The organism is Vogesella margarita, from assembly GCF_028548475.1.
In the GTDB taxonomy this organism is placed as follows: Bacteria; Pseudomonadota; Gammaproteobacteria; order Burkholderiales; family Chromobacteriaceae; genus Vogesella; species Vogesella margarita.
In genome coordinates this window covers 44557-58980 of the sequence record NZ_JAQQLE010000006.1, presented here as the reverse complement: position 1 = coordinate 58980, position 14424 = coordinate 44557, and the positions used below count along the sequence as shown (strand labels likewise).

Here is a 14424-nt window from a genome sequence, read left to right as displayed (position 1 = left end):
CATGAAAACATCCCTGCTTACCGCACTGCTGCTCAGCAGCGGCCTGCTGCTGGCATCCGCCGCCCACGCCTCGCCGGAGCTGGCGAAGAAGTACAACTGCTTCGCCTGTCACGGCGTGGACAAGAAGGTGGTCGGCCCGGCGTTCAAGGACATCGCCGGCAAGTACAAGGGCCAGAACATCCAGGCCAAGCTGGAAGAGAAGGTGAAGAAGGGCGGCGCCGGCAGCTTCGGCCCGATCCCGATGTCGCCCAACCCGCAGGTGCCGGATGCCGACCTGAAACTGCTGGTGAAGTGGGTGCTGGCACAGTAAGCCCCGCTTCCTATCGTGCGCCGGCCCGCCTTGGGCCGGCCGCGGCGCGGACTTTGATCGCAGCAGGCACCGCCTGCTGCCGTGAAAGCCTGACCGGGACCCCGCCATGAAACTGCCTGCCTGTTGCCGTACGCTGAGCGCCAAGTGCCTGCTGCTGGCCTGTTGCGCCGCCTTGTTCATCTCCGAAGCCGTCCATGCCGACAACGCCATCGTTTCGCCCGCACCGCAGCGGGCCGCCGCGCTGCGCCACCTGCTGCGCGAGGACTGCGGTGCCTGCCACGGGCTGACATTGAACGGCGGCCTCGGCAGCCCGTTGACCGCCGCCGCGCTGGCCGGCAAGCCGGCCGACAGCCTGGTGGCGACGCTGCTCGATGGCCGTCCCGGCAGCGCGATGCCGCCGTGGCGGCCGTTCATCAGCGAGGCCGAGGCACAGTGGCTGATACACCAGTTGCAACAGGGAGACGCACCATGAAGGCGATGACAAGGTTGGCCGCAATGGCGGCCGGCACGGCCCTGCTGCTGGCCGGTTGCGGCACGCCGGCGCTGCGCGGCAGCGGCGATCTGGGGGTGGTGATCGAACGCGCCGCCGGCAGCGTGCAGGTGGTCAGCAACAGCAGCAACACCATGCTGTCGCGCGTGGCCGGGCTGGGCGACCTGTCGCACGCCTCGCTGGTGTACAGCCGCGACGCGCGCTACGTGTACGTGTTCGGCCGCGACGGTGGCATCAGCAAGGTCGACATCCTCGCCGGCAAGCTGGTGGCGCGGGTGCTGCAGGCTGGCAACAGCATAGGCGGGGCGATTTCCAGCGATGGCCGCATCGTGGCGGCGCAGAACTACAGCCCGGGCGGGGTCAAGCTGTTCGACGCCGACACGCTGGCGCTGCTGGCCGACATCCCTGCCGTGGACGACAACGGTCAGCCGTCCAAGGTGGTGGGTCTTGCCGACCTGCCGGGCAACCGCTTCGCCTTCAGTCTGTTCGAGGCCGGCGAAATCTGGGTGCTGGATGCCGCCACGCCGCGCGCGCCGCAAGTCACCAAATACCGCAACGTTGGCCGCAATCCCTACGACGGCCTCGCCAGCAGCGACGGCCGCTACTACATCGCCGGCCTGTACGGCGAGGACGGCCTCGCGCTGCTGGATACCTGGCAGCCGCAGGCCGGCGTGCGCCGCATCCTGGGCGGTTACGGCCAGGGCCAGGACAAGCAGCCGGTGTACAAGATGCCGCACCTGCGCGGCTGGAGCCTTGCCGGAGACTACGCCTTCCTGCCGGCCATCGGCCACCACGAGGTACTGGTGGCCGACAACCGCAGCTGGCGCGAGGCGGCACGGGTGCCGGTATACGGCCAGCCGGTGTTCGTGATGGCCGAGCCGTCCGGCCGCCGCGTGTGGGTGAACTTCGCCTTTCCGCACAACGACACGGTACAGGTGATCGACGTGCCGACGATGCAGGTGATCAAGACGCTGAAACCGGGCAGGGCGATCCTGCACATGGAATTCACCGCCCGCGGCGACGCGGTGTGGCTGTCCAGCCGCGACGACGACAAGCTGGTGGTGATCGACACCGCCACCTTCCAGACGCGGCGCGAGCTGCCTGCGGCCAACCCTTCGGGCATCTTCTTCAGCTGGCGCGCCGGCCGGATGGGCATGTGATGGGCGCGCCGCGAGAGCCTGACGCGCCGCTGCTGGCGCTGCTGGACCGCTACCAGCGCGATTTCCCGCTGCAGCCGCAGCCGTTTCGCACGCTGGCGGCACAGGCGGGCATCAGCGAGATGGCCTTGCTCGCGGCGCTGGCGCAGGCGCGCGACGACGGCCTGCTCGGCCGCGTGGGCGCGGTGTTCGCGCCCAACACCGTCGGCGTCAGCACGCTGGCGGCGCTGGCGGTGCCGCCGGCACAGCTGGACGAGGTGGCGGCGCGGGTCAGCCGCCTGCGCGAGGTCAACCACAACTATGCGCGCGAGCACCACTACAACCTGTGGTTCGTGCTCACCGCGCCGGATCGCGCCGGCATTGACGCGGCGCTCGCGCACATCGCCGCCGACACCGGCCTTGCGCCGCTGGACCTGCCGCTGGAGCGCGAATACCACATCGACCTCGGCTTTGCGCTGGGCGAGAACGGCCCGGCACGGCGGCCAACCCAGAGCCCGCCCGCACCGCGGCTGGACGACGCCGACCGCCGCCTGATCGCGGCGCTGAACGGGGGCATCGCGCTGCAGCCGCGCCCGTTCGCGCCGCTGGCCGACGCCTGCGGCCTTCCCGAGGACGAGGTGCTGCAACGGTTGCAAGGCTGGGTCGCCAGCGGCGTGATCCGCCGCTTCGGCATGGTGCTGCGTCACCACGAGCTGGGCTTTCGCGCCAACGCGATGTGCGTGTGGCAGGTGCCGCCGGCGGCGCGTGACGCCATCGGCGCGGCGCTGGCCACCGATCCGGTGGTGACGCTGTGCTACGCACGGCCGCCGCAGGGCGCACCCTGGCCGTACAACCTGTTCTGCATGATCCACGCCCGCGATGCCGCCAGCGCCCGCGCCGAGGCACAAAGGTTGGCCGCAAGCCATGGCCTCGCCGCGCTGCCGCAGGCGGTACTGATTTCCACCCGCCGCTACACCCAGCGCGGCGCCCGTTACTGACCGGAGTCCTGCCATGAATGCGCCATTACCCCATACCATGCCCGCCGCCGACACCCCGCACGCGGCCGACGTGCCGGATGCGACGCTGGATGCGCTGGACAGCCTGATCATCGACACGCTGCAGGGCGGCTTCCCGCTGCTGTCGCGCCCGTACGCCGCCGTCGCCGACAGCATCGGCCTTGCCGAGGCGGTGCTGCTGAAGCGGCTGCAACGGCTGCTGGCCGGCCGGGTGCTGACCCGTTTCGGCCCGATGTACCAGATCGAGCGCATGGGCGGCGCCTTCGTGCTGGCGACGCTGGCGGTGCCGGAAGCGCGCTTCGACGCGGTGGCGGCGCAGGTGAACGCCTTGCCGGCGGTGGCGCACAACTACCGCCGCGAGCACCATTTCAACATGTGGTTCGTGCTGGCCACCGCCACCATCGGCGGCATCGCCGACGCCATCATCGACATCGAGACCGCCACCGGCCTGCGCGTGTACGACTTTCCCAAGCTGCGCGAGTACTACGTCGGCATGCGTTTTACTGTCGGCGGCCAGGCGCCGGTCGGCACGCTGCCGGACAGCAGCGAGGGCAATCACGAGGTGGAGCTGGACGAGGGCGACCGGCAGCTGATCCGCGCCACCCAGGGCGGGCTGCCGCTGCTGGCGCAGCCGTACCGGGAACTGGGCGACGCGCTGGCGATGGGGGAAAACGAGGTCTGCCGGCGGCTGGGGCGCATGTTGCAAAACGGCGTCATCCGCCGCATCGGCGCGGTGCCCAACCACTACGCCATCGGCTACGCGGCCAATGGCATGGCGGTGTTCGATGTCGACGATGCGCAGATCGACGCGCTGGGCGAACGGGTCGGCGGCCTGCCGTTTGTCAGCCACTGCTACCGACGTCTGCGCCGGCTGCCACAGTGGCCGTACAGCCTGTTCGCGATGTGTCACGGCAGCAGCCGTGTCGAGGTGATGCAGCAGGTGGCCGCCATCCGCCAGCTGCTGGGCGCCGCCTGCCGCGGCCACGAGGTGCTGTTCTCCACCCGCATACTGAAAAAGAGCGGGCTGCGCATCTGAGCTGGTGTCGCACCGGGGCCGTTTTTTAGCGGCGGCACTGGCAATTGTCACGGCTATCGCCAACACTTCAGCCAGCGGCAGTACAGATGCATGAACGGTCTGCAGGTACTGCCCGCCACTATCAATTGCCGGTATGCTTGCCGATATGGAAACCAAGACCTGTGCACCACTGGGCAATTTCATCGACCTGATGCTCGACGCCATCTGCGTGGTCGACGCCGAGGGCCGCTTCGTGTTCGTCAGCGCCGCCTGCGAACGCATTTTCGGCTACGCGCCGGAGGAGATGATCGGCAAGCCGATGATCGACCTGGTGTTGCCGGAAGACCGGCCGCGCACGCTGCAGGTGGCCAGCCAGGTCATGACCGGCCAGCCCAAGCCCCACTTCGAGAACCGCTACGTGCGCAAGGACGGGCAGGTGGTGCACATCATGTGGTCGGCACGCTGGTCGGAGCAGGAACAGGTGCGCGTGGCGGTGGCACGCGACGTGACCGAGCTGAAACAGGCCGCGGCGCTGCAGACGGCGCTGTACGCCATTTCCGAGGCGGCGCACGCGGCGGAGGACATGCTGGCGCTGTTCCGGCACATCCACCGCATCATCGGCGAGCTGCTGCCGGCAGACAATTTCTCGGTGGCGCTGTACGACGCGGAGCGCGACCAGCTGAGCTTTCCCTACCACGTCGATGTGCAGGAGCCGTCGCCGGTGCTGCGCAAGCCGGCCGCCGGTACGCTCTGCGCCGAGGTAATCCGCAGCAGCCAGCCGCTGTTGCTGACCCCGGAGACGCTGGACGGCTTCCCGGCGCACCTGCGCCAGATCGTTGGCCGCAAGTCACTGTGCTGCTGGCTGGGGGTGCCGCTCAATTCCTCCAAGGGCACCATCGGTGCGCTGGTGCTGAAAAGCTACTCCGGCGGCGTGCGCTACGGCGAAAAGGACAAGGAGCTGCTGCAGTTCGTCTCCAACCAGATCGCCACCGCCATCGAGCGTCACCAGCTGTACGCGCGGTTGCAGTACATGGCGCAGTATGATGAGCTGACCGGGCTGCCCAACCGCGGCCTGCTGTTCGACCGCCTGCACACCGCACTGGCGCGGGCGCGGCGCGAGCAGGGGCAGCTGGCGCTGCTGTATCTCGATCTCGACAAGTTCAAGCAGGTCAACGACACCCACGGCCACGCGGTGGGCGACCAGCTGCTGCGCGCGGTCGCCAGGCGGCTGAAGCTGTGCGTGCGCGAGGCCGACACCGTGGCGCGCATCGGCGGCGACGAATTCGTGGTGCTGCTGGAAAGCCTGCAGCATCCGGAGCACGCTCAGCCGGCCGCCGACAAGCTGCGCGGGGCGCTGGACCAGCCGCTGACCATAGACGGCCACAGCCTGCGCATCCTGCCCAGCATCGGCATCGCGCTGTACCCGGAGCACGGCGACAGCGCACAGGCACTGCTGCGTCACGCCGACGACGCGATGTACCGGGCCAAGAAGGGCGGTGAGTCCTGCCTGCCGCCGCAGGAACACCCGCTGTCCGGCGACGGCGGCTGTGCGCCGCAGCCGGCGTAAGCGCCCCGACTCCGCACTCTCTCTGCCAGACAAACGTTGGCCGCAAGCACCCGCTGCTTGCGGCCAACGTTTTCGTGCGGCCCGCTCAGGCTGCGGCCGGGGCCGGCAGGCGCGACCGCCCCAGGCGGTTGATCCACAGCGAGGCCAGGATCACCGCGCCGCCCAGTGCCAGGCGCGGCAGGTCGGCGTCGCGGTTCCAGATCAGCACGTTGACCAGCAGGCCGGCCGGCACGTGCAGCTCGTTCATGATCGCCAGCGTGCCGGCGCTGACGCGGGTGCTGCCCTTCACCCACCAGTACATGCCCAGCGCGGTGGCGAACAGCCCCATGTAGACCAGTACGCCCCACTGCATCGCGGTGTGCGGCAGGCGCGCCGGGTTGCCGAAGATCAGGTAGGACGGCAGCGCCAGCAGCAGTGCGCCGAGGAAGAAGTGGCCAAAGAAGCGGTGCAGCGGCTGCGATACCGGATGCTGCTGCAACAGGCGGCGGCACAGTACCTGGCCGGCGGCAAAGGTGGCGTTGGCCAGCTGCAGCAGCAGGAAGCCGGTCAGGTATTCGCCCTCCAGCGGCTGGAAACGGATGATGACGCCGCCGCCGACCGCCACCGCGGCCGCCAGCAGCGCCCAGCGGTTGAAACGGCGCGCCAGCGCGTCGTCGAGCAGGGTGACGTAGATCGGCGTCAGCACCGTGAACAGCAGCACCTCCGGCACGGTCAGCACGCTGAAGCTGCGGTACAGGCACAGGTAGGTGACGCCGAACTGCAGCGCGCCGGCCAGCCAGAAACCGGCCACCAGCCGCGCCGGCAGTCCGCGCCAGACGGTCAACGGCAGGAACACCGCGGCGGCGATCAGCACGCGCAGCAGCACGGCGAAGTCGCTGTCGACCTTGCCGGCCAGGTATTCGCCGATCAGGCTGAAGGAAAACGCCCACAGGACGGTAACGATGATCAGGTGACGCATGGTGTGGCTTTGCAATGTCGGGACGGGTGGCGATGATAGGCGATGGCGCGCCGCTTGGGAACGGCGGGCGCCAGCGTATGGCGCGGCAGGCACTACAATGAAGTAAGCGCCGCAGGGCGCGAAACGGTATCGGCCTGTCCGCCGCCATGCGGCAGGGGCAGGTCGCGGAGGGACGCATCATGACATCCTTACGCAAGCAGCGCGGCTGGTATAACGGCGCCTATTTATTCACCGCCATCTTCGTGCTGGTGCTGTTCATGTCGCAGCCGTGGTTGCCGCTGTTGCTGCTGGCGGCGCTGGCCGGCGCCGGCATCGTGATCGGCATCGCGCGCGGCGGCCACTACCTGAAACAGTGGCTGAACGAGCACCCGCTACACTGGCACTGAGCGGTATGGCCGGCCGGACCGGCAAGCCTTGACTGCGGTCAAGGAGCGCGGGCGGGACAAGTCCGACGATGACGCCATCGTCATTGCCGGAGGCTGTCATGCTGCGTCTCACCCACTACCTGCAAAGCCTGCTGCAACCCGCTCCCGTCGCACCGCCGCGCCAGCCTGGCGGCCCGGTGCTGATCTGGAACCTGATCCGCCGCTGCAACCTGACCTGCCAGCACTGCTACTCCATCTCCGCCGACAAGGACTTCGCCGGTGAACTGAGCACCGCCGAGGTGTTCACGGTGATGGACGACCTGAAGGCCTTCGGCGTGCCGGTGCTGATCCTGTCCGGCGGCGAGCCGCTGCTGCGCCCGGACATCTACGACATCGGCCGCCGCGCCAAGGAAATGGGCTTCTACGTCGGCCTGTCCAGCAACGGCACGCTGATCAATGCGGCCAACGTTGGCCGCATCGCCGAGGTCGGTTTCGACTATGTCGGCGTCAGCCTCGACGGCATCGGCGCCACCCACGACAAGTTCCGCCGTCTCGACGGCGGCTTCGCGCTGGCGCTGAACGGCATCCGCCTGGCGCGCGACGCCGGCATGAAGGTCGGCGTGCGCTACACCATGACCGAGGACAACGCCCACGACCTGCCGGCGCTGCTGCAGCTGGTGAGCGACGAAGGCATCGACAAGTTCTACTTCTCGCACCTCAACTACGCCGGACGCGGCAACAAGCACCGCGACAGCGACGCCCGCCACGCGCGCACGCGCTGGGCGATGGAGCTGCTGATCGAGTCCTGTCTTGCCCACCTGCGTGCCGGCACGGCGAAGGAATTCGTCACCGGCAACAACGACGCCGACGGCGTCTACCTGCTGCAGTGGGCGGCGCGGCACTATCCCGAGCAGCTGGACGCCTTGCGCCAGCGCCTGACGCAGTGGGGCGGCAACGCCAGCGGCGTCAACGTCGCCAATATCGACAACCTCGGCAACGTGCACCCGGACACCATGTGGTGGAAGGTGACGCTGGGCAATGTGCGCGAGCGGCCGTTTTCCGCGATCTGGCCGGACGTGTCGCATCCGCTGATGGCCGGCCTCAAGCAGCGGCCGCGGCCGGTGCACGGCCGCTGCGCCGCCTGCGCCCATCTGGCGATCTGCAACGGCAATACCCGGGTGCGGGCGTGGGAGCTGAGCGACGACTTCTGGGCCTCCGATCCGGCCTGTTACCTCAGCGACGCCGAGATCGGCGTGGCGGACGGCGCCTATCCGCTGCCGCAGCTGACGCCGTGGCAGCGCATCACGCCGGTGGCGGAGGGCAGCCGATGAAACTCGCCAGCCTGTTACTGGCCGCCATCGCCAGCCTGCCGCTGGCGGCCACCGCCGCCAACCCTACCGATCTCTACCAGCAGCACTGCCTCAGCTGCCACGGAGCCCAGCGCATGGGCGCGATGGCGCCGGCGCTGCTGCCGCAGAGCCTGGAGCGCATCAAGCCGGCCGAGGTGCTAGCGGTGATCCGCGACGGCCGCGCCGCCACGCAGATGGCCGGTTTTGCCGGCCGCCTGTCCGATGCTGAAATCGGCGAGCTGGCGGGGTGGCTGGCCACCCCGCCGGCGACACCGCCGCGCTGGCGCGAGGCGGACACCGCCGCGTCGCGCATTCAATACCTCGATCCGGCCAAGCTGCCGCCGCGGCCGCGCTTTGCGGCCAACGTTGATCCGCGCAACCTGTTTGTGGTGGTGGAGGCCGGCGATCACCATGTCACGGTACTGGACGGCGACCGTTTCACGCCGCTCACCCGCTTCAAGAGCCGCTTCGCGCTGCACGGCGGGCCGAAGTTCTCGCCCGACGGCCGCTTTGTCTACTTTGCCAGCCGCGACGGCTGGGTGACGCAGTACGACCTGTACACGCTGCAGACGGTGGCCGAGATCCGCGTCGGGCTGAACACCCGCAACGTGGCGGTGTCCGGCGACGGGCGCTGGGTGCTGGCCGGCAACACCCTGCCGGAGACGCTGGTGCTGCTCGACGCCAACGGCCTGAAGCCGGTGAAGACCATCGCGGTGCGGGATCGCGCCGGCAGGGCGTCGCGGGTGTCGGCGGTGTACGACGCCGCGCCGCGGCAGAGCTTCGTGGTGGCGCTGAAGGACGCCGCCGAGCTGTGGGAGATCTCCTACAACCCGCAGGCCGACAAGATTTATCCCGGCCTGGTGCACGACTACCAGATGGGCGAGGGGCTGGCGCTGCCCGGTTTCCTCAATCCGCGGGTGACGCCGCTGTCCATGGTGCTGGACGACTTCTTTTTCGATAGCGGCTATCGCCACGTGATGGCCGCCTCGCGCGACGGCCAGGCGCAGGTGATCAACCTCGACGCGCGTAGCAAGGTGGCGACACTGCCGCTGGACGGCATGCCGCACCTGGGCTCCGGCATCACCTTCGAGCAGGATGGCCATCACTACATGGCGACGCCGAACCTGAAGGGCGGCCGCGTGACGGTGATCGACATGGACCGCTGGCAGGTGGCGGCCAACATCGCCACGCCGGGGCCGGGCTTTTTCCTGCGCAGCCACGAAAACACGCCCTACGCCTGGGTGGACGCGATGATGTCGATGCGCCGCGATACGCTGTCCATCATCGACAAGCGCACGTTGCAGGTGGTGCGCCAGCTGACGCTGCGCCCGGGCAAGACCAACGCCCACGTCGAATTCACCCGCGACGGCCGCTACGCGCTGGTCAGCATCATGGAAACGCCGGGCGAGCTGGTGGTGGTGGATGCGGCGACGTTCAAGGAGGTGGCCGCGCTGCCGATGATGAAGCCGATCGGCAAGTACAACGTGTACAACAAGGTGACGCGTTCGGAAGGCACCAGTCATTAGCGCTGGCCAGGCCTGATTCGGCGACCACGCCGGCCACCGGGAACGGACCACCAGGAACTGACCCTGCCGGCCAGGGTTGGCCGCAGGCGGCGGGGCACGACTAGCTCTTTCGGCTAGGGTGCCACCGCCTTTTGGCGCATGGTGGCACGCGTGGGCCGCGCGTAGCCTTGCAGCATCCCCCTACGCGCGGGTGCGACATCCGCAGGAAAACAGCAATGAACCAGATTGATATTCGGACCTTTTTGCAGCATCAGCCACTGTTCCAGCAGCTGTCCGAGGCGCAGCGCGAGGCGCTGGTGCCCGGCACCCGCGAGGTGCGCGGCCAGAAGGGGCAGGTGATCTTCCAGAAGGGCGACCCCTGCGACGGCATGTATCTGGTGGTGTACGGCAAGGTCAAGCTGGCGCTGACCGCGCAGAACGGCACCGAGAAGGTGATGGAAATCCTGCACCCGAGCCAGAGTTTTGCCGAGGCGGTGATGTTCCTGCGCCGGCCTTGCCCGGTGATGGCGCAGTTCGTCGAGGACGGCCTGCTGCTGCACGTCAGCGCCGAGGTGATCTTCGGCGCCATCGCGCAGGATCCGGCCTTCGCCCAGCGCATGCTGGCCGGGCTGTCGCTGCGCCTGCACAGCCTGGTGCGCGACGTGGAACGCTACTCGGTGGAGAGCGCGGTGCAACGCGTGGTCGGCTACCTGCTGCAGGTGGAAGACGACGCCAGCAGCGGCTCGGTGGTGCACCTGCCGGTCAACAAGAACCTGATCGCGTCACGGCTGAACCTGACGCCGGAAACCTTCTCCCGCGTGCTGCACCAGCTGGCGGACGAGGGCCTGATCGAGGTGCGCGGCCGCGATATTGTGCTGAAGGATCTGGAGTCGCTGCGCGACTTCGGCTTTGCCTGAGCCGGCTGCGCCGCCGTACCGAATTTGCGCTGGACACACCGCCCCCGCCGTAGCGGCCGGGGCGGTGTTTGCATTGCGGCCAACCTTTGTTGGCGGCTGCCATGCAACACAGGCCGCGCCCGCAGGCCGGGCTGTGCTGCGCGGCCGTTCAGAACGGCTTGTCGCCCAGAATGGTGGCGCGGTGCATGATGCGGTGCGCCGGGCGGTAGTCGTCCACCGCGTAGTGCTGGGTGACGCGGTTGTCCCAGAACGCGATGTCACCCGGCTGCCAGCGCCAGCGCACGCTGAATTCCGGCTTGGCAAAGTGGGCAAACAAAAACGCCAGCAGCGCGTCGCTCTCCTCCGGAGGCAGCTCGTTGATGCGGGTGGTGAAACCGTCGCTGACGAATAGCGCCTTGTCGCCGCTGACCGGGTGGGTGCGGATCACTGGATGGCTGACCGGCGGCGTGCTGCGACGGGTTTCCTCGTAGCGCGCCAGCGCCTCCGGCGTGTGGCCGAAGCGCTCCAGCGGGAAAGACTTGGTGAAGTCGTGCGTTGCGGTCAGCCCGTCCAGCAGCTGCTGCAGGCGCGGCGACAGCGCGGCGTAGGCGGCGGTGCCGCTGGCCCACAGCGTGTCGCCGCCGTACTCCGGCAGCTGCCGCGCCACCAGCACCGAGCCCAAGGGCGGGGTGTCGATGAAGGTGACGTCGGTGTGCCAGATGGCGTTGTCGCGCAGGTCGTTCAGCGCGGTGTCCAGCACCATGATCTGCGGCGTGTCCGCGATCTTCGGGTACAGCGGGTGGATGTGCAGGTCGCCGAACCAGGCGGCAAAGTCGCGCTGCTGCTGTGGGCTGAGGTCCTGATTGCGGAAGAACAGCACCTGGTGTTGCAGCAGCGCGGCGCTGAGCGCCTGTTGCCGTGCGCTGTCCAGCGGCTGCGCGAGGTCGATGCCGGTGACGATGGCGCCCAGTGCCGGGCTGAGGCGGGTGAAATGCAGACTCATGACGGTAATCCTTTCAATGGTGTTGGCCGTGCCACGGGGTAAGGCGCTGCTGCAGCCGGCGCAGGCCCAGCTCCAGCGCGAAGGCGACCAGCGCGATGACGATGATGCCGAGCACCACCACGTCGGTGACCAGGAACTGTGCGGCGGACTGGATCATGAAGCCCAGCCCGCGGGTGGCGGCGATCAGCTCCGCCGCCACCAGGGTCGACCAGCCGGCGCCGAGGCCGATGCGCACGCCGGTGATGATCTCCGGCAGCGCGCCGGGCAGGATCACGTGGCGCAACAGCTGCCAGCGGCTGGCGCCCAGCGACAGCGCCGCCTGTTGCCGCAGCTGGCTGACGCTGGCGACGCCGTGGGCGGTGGCGATCAGCACCGGCGCCAGGATGGCGAGGAAGATCAGCAGCACCTTGGACGCCTCGCCGATGCCGAACCAGATCACGATCAGCGGCAGATAGGCCAGCGGCGGCAGCGGACGGTAGAACTCGATTACCGGATCGAGCAGGTGTCGCGCCAGCGGGAACACGCCGATGACGATGCCCAGCGGGATGCCGACGACGACCGCCGCCAGCAGCGCCAGCAGCATGCGCTGCAGGCTGGCCAGCAGGTGCTGCGGCAGGGTGGCGTCCATGTAGCCGCCGTTCAGCAGCTCGCCGAATTTGGCCAGCACCGCTTGCGGCGGCGGCAGGAACAGCGGTGCAATCAGCCCGCTGGCGGTGAGCGCCCACCACAACAGCAGCAGGCTGGCGATGCTGAGCGCCGCCCAGTGCGCCGCTTGCGGCTGCCAGCGGCGGTCGGCCGGGGCGACCGGAGTAGCGGTATCGAGGCTGTCGGGCACGGCGATCAGGGTGGTTGGGGAAGTGGACATCAGGCGGCCTCCTCGTGACCTTGCCGGAACAGGCTGTGCAGCAGCGATTCGCGCAGCGCGATGAATTCCGGATCGGACTTGATCGCGCGCACGTCCTCGCCGGCGCGGTAGCGCTGGTTGAAGGTTGGCCGCAAGCGCTGCACGATGCGCCCCGGCCCCGGCGACATCAGCACCAGCTCGGTGGCGAGGAACAACGCCTCCTCGATGTCGTGGGTGATCAGGAACACGCCGCGCTGCGACTGCTGCCACACGCGCAGCAGCAACTGCTGCATCTGCTCGCGGGTGAACGCGTCCAGCGCGCCGAACGGCTCGTCCAGCAGCAGCACCTGCGAGCGGCTGGCCAGCGCGCGGGCGATGCCCACCCGCTGGCGCATGCCGCCGGACAGCTGCCAGGTGCGCTTGCCGGCGACATCGGCCAGCCCGACCAGACGCAGGGTGTCGGCGACGATGCGCTCGCGCGTTAGCGCGTCCGCACCCTGCAGCTTGAGGCCGAAGGCGACGTTGTCGTGCACGTTCAGCCACGGCAGCAGCGCGTCGTGCTGGAACACCACCGCGCGCTCCACTCCCGGCGCCGTCACTGGCTGGCCGGCAAACAGCACCCGGCCCTGGCTGGGCGCGATGAAACCGGCCAGCACCCCCAGCAGCGTGCTCTTGCCGCAACCGGACGGCCCCAGCGCCACCAGCAGCTCGTCACGCGCGAGACTCAGCGACACCTGGTGCAGTGCCGGCTGCAACTGGCCGGGGTAGGTAACGCCAAGCTTGTCGACTTGTAGCAGGCTCATGGTCGGCTCCGTCTAGCGCAGCGCGGCGTTGATGAACTGGTTGGTGACGTAGGGCGTGTAGCTCGGCTGCAGGCTGTCGACCTTGCCTTGCGACTTGAGGAAGGCGGCGGTATCGCCGACCGCCCTCACCAGCGGCTGTTGCAGCAGCTTGCTTTGCTCTGCCAGCGACGGGTAGCTGTTGCCCGGCAGCAGCGCGCTGACTTCCTCCGGCTTGCTGCCGGTGAGGCGGGCGATCTTCGCCACGTTGGCCGCATTGCCGGCAAAGCCTTTCGGGTCCTTGTTGTAGCGTTCGAACACCTTGCCGGTGACGCTCACGAACTGCTTGAGGAAGTCCGGATTCCTGGCGGCGAAGTCCTGGCGCACGATCCACAGGTCGTAGGTCGGCGCACCCCATTTGCCGACTTCGGCCGAGCTGGTCAGCACCTTGCCGCTGGCGCGCACCTTGCCCAGTGCCGGCTCCCACACATAGGCGCCGTCGATGTCGCCACGCTGCCAGGCGGCGGCGATTTCGCTGGGGCGCAGGTTGAGGATGGTGACCTTGCCGGCGTCCACTTTCCAGTGCTTGAGCGCCGCCAGCAGGCTGTAGTGGGTGGTGGATACGTACGGCACCGCGATCTTCTTGCCGATCAGGTCGGCCGGCTTGCTGATGCCGCTGCCGTTGCGTACCACCAGCGCCTCGGATTCGCCGATCACGCCGGTGACGAGAAAGGTCTGGATCGGCAGGCCGCGGCTGGCGGCGGCGGCCAGCGGGCTGGAGCCGATATTGCCGATCGGCACGTCGCCGGAGGCCACCGCGGCGATTACCTCGGCGCCGCTCTCGAACTTGCGCCAGTTGATCTTCTTGCCGGTGGCTTTTTCGTAGTCGCCGTCGGCCTGCGCCACCTTGGACGGGTCGACGCCGGTCTGGAACGCGATGGTGACGCCGTCATCGGCGTGGGCGGTGCCGGCCATAAAGGCCAGCGACACAAACAGGGAAACGAGGGCGGGGCGGGTCATGGCAATCTCCAGTGGTGTATCGTTTGCAATGGAGCCATTAAAAAGAGAAACCGGCGGACGGGGAAACAATAAAAGCCGCACCCTATATTCAGTTCCGGCTGCGGTATTTATCGCTTAATTGAATAAGGCGATAAATTATTAAATGGCTGGAGATGTTGTGAATAAAGCCGA

The 14424-nt window shown here is 68.4% G+C and carries 15 protein-coding genes; 10 read left to right on the top strand and 5 right to left on the bottom strand.

Annotated features, from left to right (window positions below; all coding sequences use genetic code 11):
• Position 1: 1 nt before the first annotated feature.
• The 6 genes from PQU96_RS08125 to PQU96_RS08100 all read left to right on the top strand — a co-directional run bounded on the left by PQU96_RS08125 (position 2) and on the right by PQU96_RS08100 (position 5534).
• On the top strand, positions 2-310 hold the full coding sequence (locus tag PQU96_RS08125; protein WP_272771795.1) for a c-type cytochrome: 309 nt from the start codon (positions 2-4) through the stop codon (positions 308-310).
• Positions 311-416: 106 nt separating this feature from the next.
• A complete protein-coding gene (locus PQU96_RS08120; protein ID WP_272771793.1) occupies positions 417-782 on the top strand; it encodes a c-type cytochrome in 366 nt (121 codons plus the stop codon).
• Positions 779-1960, top strand: a complete 1182-nt coding sequence (locus PQU96_RS08115) for a cytochrome D1 domain-containing protein (protein WP_272771792.1) — start codon at positions 779-781, stop codon at positions 1958-1960. Before PQU96_RS08120 ends, PQU96_RS08115 begins: the two co-directional genes overlap by 4 nt.
• Entirely contained in the window at positions 1960-2934 is a 975-nt protein-coding gene (gene ahbB, locus PQU96_RS08110; protein WP_272771791.1) for a siroheme decarboxylase subunit beta, read from the top strand. The genes PQU96_RS08115 and ahbB (PQU96_RS08110) overlap by 1 nt, the downstream gene beginning before the upstream one ends.
• Positions 2935-2947: 13 nt before the next feature.
• Positions 2948-3988: a siroheme decarboxylase subunit beta gene (gene ahbB, locus PQU96_RS08105; protein WP_272771790.1), complete on the top strand. Its 1041-nt coding sequence runs from the start codon at positions 2948-2950 to the stop codon at positions 3986-3988.
• 145 nt (positions 3989-4133) lie between these two features.
• Positions 4134-5534, top strand: coding sequence for a sensor domain-containing protein (locus PQU96_RS08100; RefSeq protein WP_272771789.1), 1401 nt, complete (start codon positions 4134-4136; stop codon positions 5532-5534).
• An 85-nt stretch (positions 5535-5619) separates the two neighbouring features.
• Here the strand turns inward: PQU96_RS08100 and PQU96_RS08095 are convergent, their stop codons facing one another.
• Complete coding sequence (locus PQU96_RS08095; protein ID WP_272771787.1) at positions 5620-6492, bottom strand: EamA family transporter; 873 nt, start codon at positions 6490-6492, stop codon at positions 5620-5622.
• A gap of 179 nt (positions 6493-6671) precedes the next feature.
• Here PQU96_RS08095 and PQU96_RS08090 point away from each other — a divergent pair, with 179 nt between their 5' ends.
• The 4 genes from PQU96_RS08090 to PQU96_RS08075 all read left to right on the top strand — a co-directional run bounded on the left by PQU96_RS08090 (position 6672) and on the right by PQU96_RS08075 (position 10628).
• The gene (locus PQU96_RS08090) at positions 6672-6878 is read left to right on the top strand and encodes a hypothetical protein (RefSeq protein WP_120810074.1); all 207 of its coding nucleotides are present in this window, start codon (positions 6672-6674) and stop codon (positions 6876-6878) included.
• A gap of 98 nt (positions 6879-6976) precedes the next feature.
• Complete coding sequence (gene nirJ / locus PQU96_RS08085) at positions 6977-8188, top strand: heme d1 biosynthesis radical SAM protein NirJ (protein ID WP_272771785.1); 1212 nt, start codon at positions 6977-6979, stop codon at positions 8186-8188.
• Positions 8185-9732, top strand: a complete 1548-nt coding sequence (locus PQU96_RS08080) for a nitrite reductase (RefSeq protein ID WP_272771784.1) — start codon at positions 8185-8187, stop codon at positions 9730-9732. The genes nirJ and PQU96_RS08080 overlap by 4 nt, the downstream gene beginning before the upstream one ends.
• Positions 9733-9947: 215 nt before the next feature.
• Entirely contained in the window at positions 9948-10628 is a 681-nt protein-coding gene (locus PQU96_RS08075; protein WP_255907053.1) for a Crp/Fnr family transcriptional regulator, read from the top strand.
• 148 nt (positions 10629-10776) lie between these two features.
• On the opposite strand, the gene tauD is transcribed toward PQU96_RS08075, so the two are convergent.
• From tauD to tauA, 4 genes are read right to left on the bottom strand one after another with little or no spacing between them, the layout of a single operon-like run.
• Entirely contained in the window at positions 10777-11610 is an 834-nt protein-coding gene (tauD, locus tag PQU96_RS08070; RefSeq protein WP_272771783.1) for a taurine dioxygenase, read from the bottom strand.
• Between the two features lie 13 nt (positions 11611-11623).
• Positions 11624-12475 (bottom strand): taurine ABC transporter permease TauC, encoded by an 852-nt coding sequence (gene tauC / locus PQU96_RS08065; protein ID WP_272771782.1) that lies wholly within the window; start codon positions 12473-12475, stop codon positions 11624-11626.
• Complete coding sequence (gene tauB, locus PQU96_RS08060) at positions 12475-13257, bottom strand: taurine ABC transporter ATP-binding subunit (RefSeq protein WP_373316277.1); 783 nt, start codon at positions 13255-13257, stop codon at positions 12475-12477. Before tauB ends, tauC begins: the two co-directional genes overlap by 1 nt.
• A gap of 12 nt (positions 13258-13269) precedes the next feature.
• On the bottom strand, positions 13270-14253 hold the full coding sequence (gene tauA, locus PQU96_RS08055; protein WP_272771781.1) for a taurine ABC transporter substrate-binding protein: 984 nt from the start codon (positions 14251-14253) through the stop codon (positions 13270-13272).
• Positions 14254-14424: the final 171 nt, after the last annotated feature.

Excerpts from the sequence above, each read along its gene's own strand:
- PQU96_RS08125 (WP_272771795.1), top strand. The coding sequence starts at position 2 with ATGAAAACATCCCTGCTTACCGCACTGCTGCTCAGCAGCGGCCTGCTG.
- PQU96_RS08120 (WP_272771793.1), top strand. The coding sequence starts at position 417 with ATGAAACTGCCTGCCTGTTGCCGTACGCTGAGCGCCAAGTGCCTGCTG.
- PQU96_RS08115 (WP_272771792.1), top strand. The coding sequence starts at position 779 with ATGAAGGCGATGACAAGGTTGGCCGCAATGGCGGCCGGCACGGCCCTG.
- ahbB (WP_272771791.1), top strand. The coding sequence starts at position 1,960 with ATGGGCGCGCCGCGAGAGCCTGACGCGCCGCTGCTGGCGCTGCTGGAC.
- ahbB (WP_272771790.1), top strand. The coding sequence starts at position 2,948 with ATGAATGCGCCATTACCCCATACCATGCCCGCCGCCGACACCCCGCAC.
- PQU96_RS08100 (WP_272771789.1), top strand. The coding sequence starts at position 4,134 with ATGGAAACCAAGACCTGTGCACCACTGGGCAATTTCATCGACCTGATG.
- PQU96_RS08095 (WP_272771787.1), bottom strand. The coding sequence starts at position 6,492 with ATGCGTCACCTGATCATCGTTACCGTCCTGTGGGCGTTTTCCTTCAGC.
- PQU96_RS08090 (WP_120810074.1), top strand. The coding sequence starts at position 6,672 with ATGACATCCTTACGCAAGCAGCGCGGCTGGTATAACGGCGCCTATTTA.
- nirJ (WP_272771785.1), top strand. The coding sequence starts at position 6,977 with ATGCTGCGTCTCACCCACTACCTGCAAAGCCTGCTGCAACCCGCTCCC.
- PQU96_RS08080 (WP_272771784.1), top strand. The coding sequence starts at position 8,185 with ATGAAACTCGCCAGCCTGTTACTGGCCGCCATCGCCAGCCTGCCGCTG.
- PQU96_RS08075 (WP_255907053.1), top strand. The coding sequence starts at position 9,948 with ATGAACCAGATTGATATTCGGACCTTTTTGCAGCATCAGCCACTGTTC.
- tauD (WP_272771783.1), bottom strand. The coding sequence starts at position 11,610 with ATGAGTCTGCATTTCACCCGCCTCAGCCCGGCACTGGGCGCCATCGTC.
- tauC (WP_272771782.1), bottom strand. The coding sequence starts at position 12,475 with ATGTCCACTTCCCCAACCACCCTGATCGCCGTGCCCGACAGCCTCGAT.
- tauB (WP_373316277.1), bottom strand. The coding sequence starts at position 13,257 with ATGAGCCTGCTACAAGTCGACAAGCTTGGCGTTACCTACCCCGGCCAG.
- tauA (WP_272771781.1), bottom strand. The coding sequence starts at position 14,253 with ATGACCCGCCCCGCCCTCGTTTCCCTGTTTGTGTCGCTGGCCTTTATG.